The sequence below is a fragment of the Colwellia sp. MB02u-10 genome, assembly GCF_014077185.1.
Classification (GTDB): domain Bacteria; phylum Pseudomonadota; class Gammaproteobacteria; order Enterobacterales; family Alteromonadaceae; genus Cognaticolwellia.
Window position 1 is genome coordinate 24,539 of sequence record NZ_JACGVK010000139.1, and the last position, 13,258, is coordinate 37,796.

Genomic DNA, 13,258 nt, shown 5'->3' on the forward strand with positions numbered 1-13,258 from the left:
GTATCAACCTGATAGCCGCGATGACCAGTAGTGAAATCGCTGAACTAAAGCTTCCTAGACGCATCACCACAGTGCGGAAATTTATTTTTGCTAACCAATTCATTTGAAAAGTATTATGATATCCAGTGTGTCTGTAAATATGTCCAACAAAAATAACTCAATATGAAGACAATAACTCAACTAAAAAAACGTCTCGCCGTGCCACAAACATCATGGCAACTCTGTTTACTAGCCGCTATTGGGGGTTTTGCATCGGCGTTGTTAGTGGTGCTATTTATTTTTACCATTGAAGGCATTCAGTTATTTTTTCTGCCCGAAAAAGACGACTATAACAGCATAAGCGCTTTAAGTCGTTTTCAATTACCTATTATGGGTGCTGTCGTTATTCTCTTATTTGCCTGGCTAACCGGTTACAAGTATATCCGCAGTGGCATTCCCTTTGTTTTACATCGCTTAAAAGTTGCCAATGGTGTCATGCCATTTCGTAACACGGTTAATCAATTTATCGGTAGTGCCGCCGCACTTGCTGCTGGTTTTTCAGTGGGCAGAGAAGGTCCGGCTGTACATTTAGGCGCCGCCTGTAGCAGTTATATTGCCAACAAGTTAAATTTACCTTATAACGCCATTCGCAGCCTAAGTGCTTGTGGCATTGCAGCTGGCATTGCCGCTTGTTTTAATACCCCAATAGCCGCGGTTTTGTTTGTGATGGAAGTTATCTTACGAGAGTATAAAGTTCATATTTTTATACCGGTAATGATTGCGGCTCTGGTTGGGTCGATGACCACCAGTCATATTTTTGGTGTTAGTCACGAATTTGGCCATTTTACCGCCATTACTTTAAACATCGACCATTATCTTGTTTTGGCTTTACTCGGCATGGTGCTAGGTGTTTTAGCCTTTATTTTTAATCGCAACCTGATATTAGTGATCAAACACAGTGCTCGTTTTCATCTTGTGCCAAGAATACTGACTGCGGCATTAATTACTGGCAGCTTAGGTTATGCACTGCCTTATGCGATGGGAACCGATTTAAGTGCGATTAATTTTTCTTTGCAAAATAGTCTTGAATTGCAACTACTCCTGGGTTTATTAGTCGCAAAAGTACTGATGACCATTTTTGCGCTTGGCTTAGGCATTCCCGGCGGTGTTATTGGCCCTATTCTTGGTATCGGCGCTATCGCAGGTACCTGTGGCTCTGTGGTCGCAAGCTACTTTATCGGCGGTAACATTTCTGCCAGTGACTTTGCATTAATGGGTATGGCCGGCTTTATGGCTGCGACACTTAATGCCCCGTTAGCTGCATTGCTCTGTGTGGTGGAAATGTCTAATCAAATAGAGATTATTGTACCCGCCATGATTGTTATCACTAGTGCTTGTGTGTTTTCTGGACAATTTTTTGGTAATCGTTCAATTTTCATTCTCCAGTTAGAGATTCAGGGCTTACCCTACCGACAACCCCCTATTGAGAAGTTCTTACAGCGCATTGGAGTCATTGGGGTGATGGATGAGCGCATCACGCTGTTGCGACAAGTCGATGATAAGACTATTGCCACTGCATTATCAAAGCAAAAACCACAGGATAATGTTATTCACCAGATAAAACGGCCAGATGAAACAACACAATTTGTTTTTTACCAGCAAAGTATGACAGACATAGACGCAAAGCCGACGCTAACAAAACACACACTAATCCCACTTTCTAGCCAATCTACACTGACTGAAGCCTATTTACTGCTAATGAAGAAGAGGACGGGTGGTGTTTATATATATCAAGATAATCCAGATGAAATTATGGGTATAATAACCTTTGATTATATTAGCGCTTATTTATTAAAAGGAAAAACTAACTGATGGTTACCATTCTCTGGCTTAAAGCATTCCATGTTTTTTTTATGGTCGCGTGGTTTGCCGGTATCTTTTATTTACCGCGCATTTTTGTTAATCATGCCGAATCAGCTGAACCTCTTGTACATCAACATCTTAAAGGCATGGAGCGACGATTACTTTATTTTGTTACCCCCTTTGCTCTATTGACGGTTTTATTAGGTATTGCCATTATTTATCAATATGGCTATCCCTGGTTTGTGGCGGAAAAATGGTTACATGTAAAAATATCCTTGGTGCTGCTATTGCTCATTTATCATGGTTACTGCTTTAAATTAGTCAAAATATTTGCTGCTGATAAGAATACTCGTTCTGGCAAGTTTTATCGCTTTTTCAACGAAGTACCTGTAATTATCTTACTGATTGTTATACTGCTAGTTTATCTAAAACCTTTTTAAGCTTGGCATATTAAGCTGTTGGTTATAACTTGCTATATCCAACGCGAATTAAAGCCAAAAAGCTATGTTTATCAGTGCTGACAGATTTAGGTATACTGACCTGTACAACGCCCATAGGATGTTAGGTCAGTATAACTCTAGCCAATTTAATTGACGGTAAAAAGTAAGGTTTACCCGCTATAGCAAGTCATAATATCAAGCTATACTTCCAAACCACAATATCAAGCCGTAATACTTAAATACTGAACAAGCACAGAAACATCTTATGCTGTCTATCAGTGGCGCTTAGTCACCTAACTACAGCCCTTGCATTGCCAAGGCTGTAATCTTGTTTAACCCTCTCAACATTTTAGTCAAACTCCAGACATTTTCTTAGTTCAAATCTTGATAATACATTCTCAGCATTCAACTTTTATGCTATATTTCGCAACAATTTTTCGTTGTTGGCTCAACAACGATCCACTATATAATAAAATTATCAAATCAGCTGGCACAGTGCATTGCTAAAGATTTCGATAATGTAGGTATTATCTATGATGAAATTTGAAGGAAGCCATATCTTATCTGTATCGCAGTTCGATAGAGAGAGTATTTCCCGTATTTTAGAGATTTCAACCTTAATGGCGCCCTACGCCATGCGAAAAAAGCGCTGCCATGTACTTGAAGGGGCAATATTAAGTAATTTATTTTTTGAACCCAGCACCCGCACCCGTGTTAGCTTTGGTACCGCCTTTAATTTACTGGGTGGCTTTGTCAGAGAAACGGTTGGACAAGAGAACTCTTCGCTTTCAAAAGGCGAGTCATTATTTGACACCGCCCGTGTTATTAGTGGTTATTCAGACGTGATTGCCATGCGCCACCCCACCATGCATTCGGTTGCTGACTTTGCTAAAGGCAGCAGTGTGCCTGTGATTAATGGTGGCGACGGCGCTAACGAACACCCAACACAGGCGCTACTAGATTTATTTACCATACAGTCAGAAATGGCGCGTTATGACATGGGGCTAGATGGCTTAAACATTGTCTTAATGGGCGATCTTAAACATGGTAGAACCGTGCATTCTCTGTCTAAATTAATTAGCTTATATAACAACATCAAAATCACTATGATTGCCCCTAAGGCTCTGCAAATGCCAGATAGCATAGTGGCTACCTTAACTGACGCCGGACACCAAGTGGTTATTACTGACAAAATTGAAGGCAACTTGGCCTGTGATGTTATTTACCAAACCCGTATTCAACAAGAGCGTTTTGCCAGTAAAGATGAAGCCGATTTATACCGTGGTCACTTTAGTTTGAATCGAAAAATTTATCAGCAATATTGCCACGAACATACGGTAATCATGCACCCATTACCGCGCGATTCTCGTGCTGAAGCGAATGAACTCGATATCGATTTAAATGACCTAGATAATTTAGCTATTTTTCGCCAAGCGCAAAACGGTGTACTGGTACGTATGGCATTATTTGCCCTAAGTTTAGGGGTTGAAAACCAACTTAGCCATTATGAAAAACCTGTCATTTGGCACACCAATAAATACTAATTTTAACCTCAATAGTTAGGTTACCTCAACCGCGAGTAGCATATTATGACAAAAAATTCCCAGCAATTATTTAATGCCGCCCAAGAAGTTATTCCTGGTGGCGTAAATTCACCGGTTCGTGCCTTTAATGGCGTAGGTGGCACACCACTGTTTATCAAAAAAGCACAAGGAGCCTATATTTTTGATGTTGATGATAAGCAGTATGTTGATTATGTTGGTTCATGGGGACCGATGATTTTAGGTCACAATCACCCAGCAATTCTGGCCGCTGTAATTGAAACTGCCCAGAACGGACTTAGCTTTGGCGCTCCAACAGAACTTGAAATAACCATGGCTGAAAAAGTGCGCGAAATGGTTCCTTCAATGGAGAAATTACGTATGACCAGTTCAGGCACTGAAGCAACCATGAGCTCTATACGATTGGCCCGTGGCTTTACGGGTCGTGACAAAATATTAAAATTTGAAGGTTGTTATCACGGCCATGCCGACTCTTTATTAGTCAAGGCTGGCTCAGGCATGTTAACCATGGGCGTGCCAAGCTCTCCTGGCATTCCTGAAGATGTTGCTAAACACACGTTAACCGTTAGCTTTAATAACCTTGATGAAGTCAAACAAATTTTCGCTGAAATGGGTGATGAAATCGCTTGTATCATTGTTGAACCTGTTGCTGGCAATATGAACTGTGTTCCACCGGTCGAAGGTTTCTTGGAAGGATTACGCGCCATTTGTGATCAATATAAAAGCCTCTTAATTTTTGATGAAGTCATGACCGGCTTTCGCATTGCCTTAGGTGGAGCCCAAGCTCACTACAACATAGTGCCTGATTTAACTACCTTAGGTAAAGTTATCGGTGGTGGCATGCCGGTAGGAGCTTTTGGTGGGAAAAAAGAAATCATGGATTACATTGCCCCTATTGGACCTGTTTATCAAGCGGGTACATTATCAGGCAACCCTATTGCTATGGCAGCTGGTTTGGCAACGTTAAATGAGCTATCTAAAGATAATAAGCACGAACAACTCAGTGCTACGACAGAAAAGCTAGCAATGGGCTTAAAAGCCGCTGCAGAGCGCAATGGTATATCATTAGCGGTTAATTATGTTGGCGGTATGTTTGGTTTCTTTTTTACTGAGGAAGAAAACGTGACTTGCTTTGCTCAGGCAACCGCATGTGATGGTGAAAAGTTTAAACGCTTCTTTCATTTGATGTTGGATGAAGGCGTTTATCTTGCCCCTTCTTCATTTGAAGCCGGCTTTGTATCAACGGCACACGGTGAAGCAGAAGTTGAATTTACCTTAGCCGCGGCTGAGCGTTGTTTCGCTCAACTGTAAACTTTACATTATCAAGCAGACAATAAAAAAGGTAAGCATAACGCTTACCTTTTTTAATGGTTAACAAAATTATAATATACTTAATTTTGCTTACTTTTTTACTACCGACAGGCTGGGCTTTTTCACTTTTGATGCTTGAGTGCTTTGCTGCTTAGCTGACGCTTTAGTCGTTATCTTACTATCTACTGCTTTGACTGAAGACATTTTCACCGGTGAAGGTAAAAGAGGTTCCTCAGTAATGGTGCCTGGCTCAGGGTGCTCAATCGCTAGCGATGTGCCAGCACCGTTTTCTTTGGCATAAATAGCCACAACAGCACCATAAGGTATGCTCATGTTTTCAAGCTTGCCGCCAAAACGTGCGCTAAGCTCAATAGTTTCTTCCCCCATGGCAATACTACCGACAGCTGACGGTGAGACATTTAACACGATTTGACCGTCATCAGCATAAGACATAGGTACAATAACGCCATAAACATTGACATCAACAACAATGTAAGGTGTTAGGCCGTTATCAAAAATCCAGTCATAAAAAGCCTTAACAATATAAGGCTTATTTGAGCTCATTTCACTTGTCATAGCTTACGACTTTATACTGGAGCGCCAAAGCGTAATTCACGCTCAGACTCAGTTAATGACGCTTGAAATGACTCACGTTCAAAGACTCTTAACATATAAGTTTTTAATTCTTTTGAGCCTTCACCATCAAGCTCAATACCCATAACAGGTAAACGCCACAATAGCGGAGCTAAATAACAATCAACCAAACTGAATTCTTCACTCATAAAATAAGGCGCTTCATTCAAAATAGGCGCTACACTTAACAAGCTTTCTTTCAATTCTTGACGTGCTTTTGCGGCTGCATCAGCTGGTCCATTGTAGATAACTTTAGCTAGGCTGTACCAGTCTTGTTCGATACGATGCATCATTAAACGGCTACGACCACGAGATACCGGGTAAACTGGCATAAGTGGTGGATGCGGAAAACGCTCATCCAAATATTCGATAATAATTGACGCTTCATAAAGCGCTAATTCACGATCAATTAACGTAGGCACTGTGCCATAAGGGTTTAAATCCAATAAATCCTCAGGTAAATCGGCTAAGTCGACCAAGTTAATATCAACTCCGACACCTTTCTCTGCCAACACGATGCGGGTTTGATGACTATACATATCATCTGCATGCGAATATAAAGTCATAACAGAGCGTTTGTTTGCGGCGATGGCCATAATGCCTCCAAAAAATTCTTATTTAAAAAACTAACAAAGGGGGCCAAAGCCCCCAATAATATCTAAAGTTTACACTGTTTCACAAAAAATTTGTAATTAGTGTACATCTCTCCAGTATTCTTTCTTCAGTAAATAGGCAAAGAACAACAAGATAAAGAGGAAACCAATAACCCAATAACCTAGGCTTTCACGCTCAAGTTTATTTGGCTCACCGGTGTATTCCAAGAAGTTGGTTATATCACGAACAAAAGTATCATATTCTTCTGTTGTCATTGAACCGCCAGTAGCCTCAGAAAGATTACCGTGCTCATCTATTGTTTTAACACCTTGAAGGTTTTGTAATACATGTGGCATACCCACATCTTTAAAAACTTTATTGTTCACGCCAAACGGACGACTTTCATCAACATAAAAAGATCGCAAGTAAGTGTAAATCCAATCAGGGCTTCTAAAGCGTGCTTCAAGTGTTAAATCTGGTGGCGCGCCACCAAACCACTTAGCCGCATCTTTAGCTGGCATAGTATTGGTTATATGATCACCCACTTTTTCACCGGTGTACATATAATTTGCTAAGCCATCTTCATTAGAAATACCCAAGTCATCAAAAGTGCGATTATAACGCTGATATTGCAACTGGTGACAAGCTAAACAATTATTAATAAAAGCTTCAAAACCACGTTTTAACGAGGCTTTATCACGTAAGTCATTATTAGCCTCATCTAATTGTATGCTGGGCCCAGCTGCCGAAGCGAGCATAGGAAGCATAGCTAAAATTGCTATAATAAATTTTTTCATTTTCCTGTCACCCTATCTGGAACTGGCTTCGTTTTTTCGTTTTTACTGTAAATCCAGATAGCCACGAAAAAGCCAAAGTAACCGAAACTTGCCACAACACCAATCATGTTATTCAGCGGCGATGCAGGTAAAGTACCTAAAACACCTAAAATAATAAAACAAATAGCGAATTGAACAAGGTTTACCGTATGAGCGGTACAACGGTAACGTATTGATTTAACCACACCACGGTCACACCAAGGCAACATGAACAAGGCGATAATCGCACCAAACATACCCACAGCGCCTAAAAGCTTATCAGGAATAATACGTAAAATGGTGTAGAAGGGACCAAAGTACCATACAGGTGCTATATGCTCTGGTGTTTTCAGGCCATTAGCCGGCTCAAAGTTTGGCGCTTCTATAAAGTAGCCACCACCTTCTGGCGCAAAGAACATAACCCCACAAAATATAATTAAGAAGATCACAATAGCGACCAAATCTTTTACTGTGTAGTAGGGATGAAAAGGTATAGCGTCAACAATGTCGTACTTCTTAGTGTACTGCTCATGAAAGGCAAATTTACTTAACTCTTCGGGAGCCACGCTGCCTTTAGGCTTTTTAATATTAGTGCCGTCTGGGTTGTTTGAACCCACTTCATGTAGCGCTAAAATATGTAGGAAAACTAACACGACCAGCACTAATGGCAAGGCAATAACATGTAAAGCAAAGAAACGATTTAATGTCGCTCCTGAGATAACATAATCACCACGTATCCACAGGGTTAAGTCATCACCAATGATCGGAATAGCACCAAAAATGGAGATAATGACTTGCGCTCCCCAATATGACATATTACCCCAAGGTAATAAGTAGCCCATAAAGGCTTCAGCCATTAATACCAAGAAAATCAGCATACCGAACAGCCACAATAATTCACGAGGCTTTTGGTAGGAGCCATACATCATGCCACGAAACATATGCATATAAATAACAACAAAAAATGCTGATGCACCCGTTGAGTGCATATAACGTAATAACCAACCGTAGTCGACGTCACGCATAATATATTCTACAGAAGCAAAGGCACCTTCACCTGATGGTTCGTAGTTCATTGTTAACCACACACCGGTTAACAATTGGTTGACTAAAACAACACTCGCTAAAATACCAAACACATACCAAAAGTTGAAATTTTTTGGTGCTGGGTATTGTGTAACATGCTTGTTTATTGCTTCCATTAAAGGTAGACGCTGTTCGATCCAATCCATTAATTTAAAAGACATTATGCTTCTCCTCCAGACACACCAATGAGTAGGGTATCTTCATTTGGGAAAGAGTGTTCAGGCACCATCAAGTTAGTCGGTGCCGGGACATTTTGGAAAACACGACCGGCCATATCAAATTTAGAGCCATGACAAGGACAGTAAAAACCGTCTTTAACACCAGCAACTTCCTGATCAAAGTCACCTTTGCGGTAAGTTGGTGCACAACCTAAATGCGTACATACACCCAGTGCCACCAATAAATCAGGTTTAATCGAGCGATGTGCATTCATCGCATAAGCAGGTTGTTGTGGCACTTCTGATTGTGGATCTTTTAATTGGTCATCATGCGTACTTAAACCAGAAAGAATTTCTTCTGATCTACGGACCACATACACTGGTTTACCGCGCCATTCAGCACGAATTAATTGACCAGGCTCGATTTTACTTACATTGACTTCAACCGGCGCACCTGCGGCTTTCGCACGAGCACTAGGGTTCCAAGAACCAATGAAAGGCACAGCCACACCGACAACACCAATACCACCGACTACCGAAGTAGCTGCAGTCAAAAAGCGTCGACGACCGTTGTTAACAGGCGCATTGCTCATTCAAACTCTCCAATTATTATCTAGCTAATACAACAACACATGACTAAGAGGATTACCTAGTAATTGTGTAGATTGTTGATCTACTAAATCAACGATAAAAAAATTGCTCTGATAATAAAGAAAACCCTCGTTTTTTACAAGGCAATTAACCTTTTCAAGACAGGTTTATGCAAATAAAAGTCAATTATTATAACCACGCACCCAATGAATAAAAACTATTCGTATTTATGGCTTTATTACCTTGCAAGTTGCCATAAAACACCGGTCAGTTTTAAGTGTTCAACTATCTATTAAAAAGAAAAAACACCTCGCTGTTGGTTACAATTTTACTTGTAGGGTGGGGATTTTCGCCATATTCTCGGCATGGATACTGAGCTAAAAGTAACCTTGCATCTTAAAGCTAATTTGTTGATTAAAATACACATAGACATTATACCAATTCAGTAAAATTCAATCCGGATAATGGCGATAAATAGTCAAATACTCATGGTTATGGTTATCGCTCTACACATAGCACCTAAATTCCTGCAGGTGATACGCTTGATTGCGGCTAGATGGCCGTAAACCGTTAAAACAACGCAAGAGCATATTGTCGAGCAATCGCTCGCGTATATGCTTGCTCACAACGAATTAGTTTATTATGTTGCGCATTGGCATAGTGAACAGTTAATTTATCGCTTCGGTACAGAGCACTTTGGTACAGAACAAGTAATATATAACACCCAGAAAATTTTGCCATCGCGACACTTTCACATCGACGTGTATGGAGGCACAAATACCATGGAGCCATGCTCTTAAGGGATATAATAATCTCACTAATTTTTGCTCATTTCATTAGATTAAAATAAGCGGATAATTAATCAATTTGGTACAAGTCATTAGAGTCATGCAGGAGTAATTGCCGTGATGGCTAAGAACGACCCTATAATCGTAATATAGCTAGTATTTTTGACATAAAAAAACCGACAGAAGCCGGTTTTTGAAATAACATAACGTAAATATTAACGTTTTGAAAATTGTGGCTTTTTACGAGCCTTGTGTAGACCAACTTTCTTACGTTCAACTTTACGAGCATCACGAGTAACGAAACCAGCATTACGTAAAGTACCACGTAAAGTTTCATCGAACTCCATTAATGCACGAGTAATACCGTGACGAATTGCGCCAGCTTGACCAGAAATACCACCACCTGTAACAGTGATGTTAAAATCAAACTTTTCTAACATTTCAACTAAGTCTAATGGTTGACGAACAACCATACGAGCCGTTTCACGGCCAAAGTATACAGAAATGTCACGTTTGTTAATTGTGATTGCACCGTTACCAGCTTTCATGAACACACGAGCAGTTGAGCTCTTGCGACGACCAGTACCGTAATATTGATTATCAGCCATGACTTACAGCTCCAAAAGTTGTGGTTGTTGTGCAGTATGTTTATGTTCAGTACCCGCGTAAACTTTAAGCTTACGGAACATTTCACGACCTAAAGGACCTTTAGGTAACATACCCTTAACTGCGAATTCAATAACGCGCTCTGGAGCTTTTGCGATTAGCTTTTCAAAGCTAATTTGCTTAAGACCACCAACAAATTCTGTATGCGAGTAGTAAATTTTACCCTTCGCTTTATTACCAGTTACTTTTACTTTCTCAGCATTGATAACAACGATGTAATCGCCAGTATCTACATGAGGAGTAAATTCTGCTTTATGCTTACCGCGCAAACGGCTTGCAATTTCAGTAGCGATACGGCCTAAAGTTTTATTTTCGGCGTCCACTAAGAACCATTCGCGTTGTACGCTCTCTGGTTTAGCTACAAAAGTTTTCATTAAAAAACCCAATTATATAAATGTTACTTAAATAATAACCTAAGAAAACCTCAAGTTATCCGTTAAAGACTACGCCATTGCCCCTTCGAGCATCGAGTCCGTTGCCGGTCCTCTGGAAAAAGAACAGGCTTTGTAACGTAGGGAGGCCGGATTATACAGAACAATACGCAAAAGATCACGCCTAATCTTTGATCTTTCTTTATAAGCCAAACGAAATTAACAAAAAGTGCTACTCGTGCTGATTAAACGCTTTATTCAACTGTGATTTACTCATTTTCAATCTGCTCAACTGTAATTTTACATAACTCATAGTATGAGCTTCAATACGCTGATATAGCTCAGGATAAAGCGCTCTAATTTGCCTTAATGCTGATATTGTTGCTAACTTATAGGCATACGTTGCCGATAAACTGGCGGCCTGGGCATAACCTGCTCGCCAAAGCTCATCAGGTAATTTTTTACCTTTTACTTCGCTATACGCTTGAGTTATTTCTTTCATCAATAAATGGTTATATTGATAGCTACCGCTAAGAGCAGAAAATGCACTGATTGCCTTTTCATTGTGTTGCATCATGGCATAAATTTCTGCATCTATGATGTGAGCAAATGCTTGTTGGCGTTTAATAAAGGCCGCAACAAAATGCTGATTAACCACACGCATTGAAAATAAATCAGCTCGCCATGCTTTAAACTCGGTTTGATCAGTTAATTGCCAAGGTACTATCGGCAAATCATCAGGCCGATACTGTTGTGACATTGTCTTAGAATGCGCACATAAATCTGCACTGATTTCAGGGTAATATTGCTGAATTATTCTCAGTCGTTCTGTATAGGCATAGGCGTATACTCTGCTAAAAATTTGGTAATACAACTTATTACTATCTTGCAATATCAGTTTAGCGTTTTCATCAATTAGCTGATGATTTATTATCGCTTGATCAATAATGACTTGATTCACTAAGGCAAATCCGGCATTAATCGCGTGCTTTACCGCTTGAGTATTTTCCTCGCACGCGCTATTAAATAACTGAGCACGCCATATCAAATGCTCACTCTGCCACATAGTCAAAATAGCTTTTGGCAGATATGCTTCTGTTATTTCTAGTGATTTCCTAAAAGGATTATCAGTTACCCCAGCAAATACATTTAACGACACAAGCGCCATGAATATGACGCTAAAGCTAACAACCCGCTTGTTAATCATTTTTTATAAACTTCTTTTCAATATAAAAACAACTTATTATGTTTTACTCATAAAAACATTAATTATGGTAAATGCTCACTCGCTAAATAACTATGTGACTGCATTTCTTGCAGTCGACTTAAACAACGCTTGAATTCAAAACTTAAACGACCGTTAACATATAAACACTCTAAGGCGACTTCTGCCGAGATGATTAATTTAACATTGCGCTCATAAAATTCATCGACTAAGGCAATAAATCGCCGTGTACTGTCATCATTATCGACGCCCATTTGCATAACATTAGCGATTAATACCGTATGATATAAACGGCTTAGTTCCATATAGTCGCTCTGACTACGCGCAGACTCACACAAGGTTGAAAATTCAAAGTGCACCACACCATCTGACTCCTGAACGGTGGGTAATGGCCGATGATTAATTTCAATAACCTTGTCTTTATGACCCGCTTCAAGTGACAAGCTTTGAAAGTAATGTCTTAAATTGTCATCGGCTTGTTGATCCAAGGGAAAATGAAATATTTCGGCTTGCTCCAAAGTACGAAGACGATAATCGACCCCGCTATCAACATTGATAATATCGCAACATTGATTAATTAACTTTATTGCCGGCATAAAACGTTCGCGTTGCAAGCCGTTACGATATAAGTCATCTGGAATAATATTTGATGTCGCAACAAGCGTGACATTGTGAGCAAATAATTCTTCAAATAAAGTCCCTAAAATCATCGCGTCAGTAATATCTGAAACAAAAAACTCATCAAAGCAGATAATACAGGTTTCATCGGCAAAGCGTTTAGCAATAATTTTTAGTGGGTCAGATTGCCCTTGTAGCAATTTTAACTCTTCATGCACACGATGCATAAAGCGGTGAAAATGCACGCGCATTTTATTAGAAAAGGGTAAGCCATCATAAAAAGTATCAACGAGATAGGTTTTACCACGCCCAACACCCCCCCAAAAATAAATGCCCTTTATCTGCTTAATTTCGGGTTTTTTTACCACGCGCTTCCAGCGATTAAGCACCTTTTTAAAGCCCGTTACCGGTAAAGGTTGAGTCATTAAATCGTCGTACAAACGTTGTAAATTTTTAACTGCATTTTCTTGTGCCGCGTCAAAGAGAAAATCATCGCGGGTTAAATCTTGTGTGTATTTTCCAATTGGAGATAATTTGATCATTTAACTGCCATTTAAT

General features: G+C 39.9%; 13 protein-coding genes. 4 read left to right on the forward strand and 9 right to left on the reverse strand.

Features of this window, described 5'->3' with window-relative positions:
• Positions 1 to 162 precede the first annotated feature (162 nt).
• From H4J59_RS17835 to hemL, 4 genes are all read left to right on the forward strand, one after another.
• Positions 163 to 1,851, forward strand: coding sequence for a chloride channel protein (locus tag H4J59_RS17835; RefSeq protein WP_182241338.1), 1,689 nt, complete (start codon positions 163 to 165; stop codon positions 1,849 to 1,851).
• Complete coding sequence (locus H4J59_RS17840) at positions 1,851 to 2,282, forward strand: CopD family protein (RefSeq protein ID WP_182241339.1); 432 nt, start codon at positions 1,851 to 1,853, stop codon at positions 2,280 to 2,282. Before H4J59_RS17835 ends, H4J59_RS17840 begins: the two co-directional genes overlap by 1 nt.
• A 533-nt stretch (positions 2,283 to 2,815) precedes the next feature.
• Positions 2,816 to 3,826 carry an aspartate carbamoyltransferase gene (locus H4J59_RS17845; RefSeq protein ID WP_220464247.1) on the forward strand — a complete coding sequence of 337 codons (1,011 nt, stop codon included), beginning with the start codon at positions 2,816 to 2,818 and terminating at the stop codon, positions 3,824 to 3,826.
• Between the two features lie 45 nt (positions 3,827 to 3,871).
• On the forward strand, positions 3,872 to 5,155 hold the full coding sequence (hemL, locus tag H4J59_RS17850) for a glutamate-1-semialdehyde 2,1-aminomutase (protein WP_182241340.1): 1,284 nt from the start codon (positions 3,872 to 3,874) through the stop codon (positions 5,153 to 5,155).
• A 90-nt stretch (positions 5,156 to 5,245) separates the two neighbouring features.
• Here the strand turns inward: hemL and H4J59_RS17855 are convergent, their stop codons facing one another.
• The 9 genes from H4J59_RS17855 to zapE all read right to left on the reverse strand — a co-directional run bounded on the left by H4J59_RS17855 (position 5,246) and on the right by zapE (position 13,242).
• Positions 5,246 to 5,731 carry a ClpXP protease specificity-enhancing factor gene (locus H4J59_RS17855; protein WP_220469877.1) on the reverse strand — a complete coding sequence of 162 codons (486 nt, stop codon included), beginning with the start codon at positions 5,729 to 5,731 and terminating at the stop codon, positions 5,246 to 5,248.
• 11 nt (positions 5,732 to 5,742) lie between these two features.
• The gene (gene sspA / locus H4J59_RS17860) at positions 5,743 to 6,384 is read right to left on the reverse strand and encodes a stringent starvation protein SspA (protein WP_182241341.1); all 642 of its coding nucleotides are present in this window, start codon (positions 6,382 to 6,384) and stop codon (positions 5,743 to 5,745) included.
• 96 nt (positions 6,385 to 6,480) lie between these two features.
• Positions 6,481 to 7,179 (reverse strand): cytochrome c1, encoded by a 699-nt coding sequence (locus H4J59_RS17865; RefSeq protein WP_182241342.1) that lies wholly within the window; start codon positions 7,177 to 7,179, stop codon positions 6,481 to 6,483.
• Entirely contained in the window at positions 7,176 to 8,444 is a 1,269-nt protein-coding gene (locus tag H4J59_RS17870) for a cytochrome bc complex cytochrome b subunit (RefSeq protein WP_182136668.1), read from the reverse strand. Before H4J59_RS17870 ends, H4J59_RS17865 begins: the two co-directional genes overlap by 4 nt.
• Complete coding sequence (petA, locus tag H4J59_RS17875; protein ID WP_182136669.1) at positions 8,444 to 9,034, reverse strand: ubiquinol-cytochrome c reductase iron-sulfur subunit; 591 nt, start codon at positions 9,032 to 9,034, stop codon at positions 8,444 to 8,446. The genes H4J59_RS17870 and petA overlap by 1 nt, the downstream gene beginning before the upstream one ends.
• Before the next feature lie 1,001 nt (positions 9,035 to 10,035).
• Entirely contained in the window at positions 10,036 to 10,428 is a 393-nt protein-coding gene (gene rpsI, locus H4J59_RS17880; RefSeq protein ID WP_182241343.1) for a 30S ribosomal protein S9, read from the reverse strand.
• Between the two features lie 3 nt (positions 10,429 to 10,431).
• The gene (gene rplM, locus H4J59_RS17885) at positions 10,432 to 10,860 is read right to left on the reverse strand and encodes a 50S ribosomal protein L13 (protein WP_182136671.1); all 429 of its coding nucleotides are present in this window, start codon (positions 10,858 to 10,860) and stop codon (positions 10,432 to 10,434) included.
• A gap of 229 nt (positions 10,861 to 11,089) precedes the next feature.
• Positions 11,090 to 12,016 carry a hypothetical protein gene (locus H4J59_RS17890; protein WP_182241344.1) on the reverse strand — a complete coding sequence of 309 codons (927 nt, stop codon included), beginning with the start codon at positions 12,014 to 12,016 and terminating at the stop codon, positions 11,090 to 11,092.
• A gap of 110 nt (positions 12,017 to 12,126) precedes the next feature.
• On the reverse strand, positions 12,127 to 13,242 hold the full coding sequence (gene zapE, locus H4J59_RS17895) for a cell division protein ZapE (RefSeq protein ID WP_182241345.1): 1,116 nt from the start codon (positions 13,240 to 13,242) through the stop codon (positions 12,127 to 12,129).
• Positions 13,243 to 13,258: the final 16 nt, after the last annotated feature.

Excerpts from the sequence above, each read along its gene's own strand:
- H4J59_RS17835 (WP_182241338.1), top strand. The coding sequence starts at position 163 with ATGAAGACAATAACTCAACTAAAAAAACGTCTCGCCGTGCCACAAACA.
- H4J59_RS17840 (WP_182241339.1), top strand. The coding sequence starts at position 1,851 with ATGGTTACCATTCTCTGGCTTAAAGCATTCCATGTTTTTTTTATGGTC.
- H4J59_RS17845 (WP_220464247.1), top strand. The coding sequence starts at position 2,816 with ATGATGAAATTTGAAGGAAGCCATATCTTATCTGTATCGCAGTTCGAT.
- hemL (WP_182241340.1), top strand. The coding sequence starts at position 3,872 with ATGACAAAAAATTCCCAGCAATTATTTAATGCCGCCCAAGAAGTTATT.
- H4J59_RS17855 (WP_220469877.1), bottom strand. The coding sequence starts at position 5,731 with ATGACAAGTGAAATGAGCTCAAATAAGCCTTATATTGTTAAGGCTTTT.
- sspA (WP_182241341.1), bottom strand. The coding sequence starts at position 6,384 with ATGGCCATCGCCGCAAACAAACGCTCTGTTATGACTTTATATTCGCAT.
- H4J59_RS17865 (WP_182241342.1), bottom strand. The coding sequence starts at position 7,179 with ATGAAAAAATTTATTATAGCAATTTTAGCTATGCTTCCTATGCTCGCT.
- H4J59_RS17870 (WP_182136668.1), bottom strand. The coding sequence starts at position 8,444 with ATGTCTTTTAAATTAATGGATTGGATCGAACAGCGTCTACCTTTAATG.
- petA (WP_182136669.1), bottom strand. The coding sequence starts at position 9,034 with ATGAGCAATGCGCCTGTTAACAACGGTCGTCGACGCTTTTTGACTGCA.
- rpsI (WP_182241343.1), bottom strand. The coding sequence starts at position 10,428 with ATGGCTGATAATCAATATTACGGTACTGGTCGTCGCAAGAGCTCAACT.
- rplM (WP_182136671.1), bottom strand. The coding sequence starts at position 10,860 with ATGAAAACTTTTGTAGCTAAACCAGAGAGCGTACAACGCGAATGGTTC.
- zapE (WP_182241345.1), bottom strand. The coding sequence starts at position 13,242 with ATGATCAAATTATCTCCAATTGGAAAATACACACAAGATTTAACCCGC.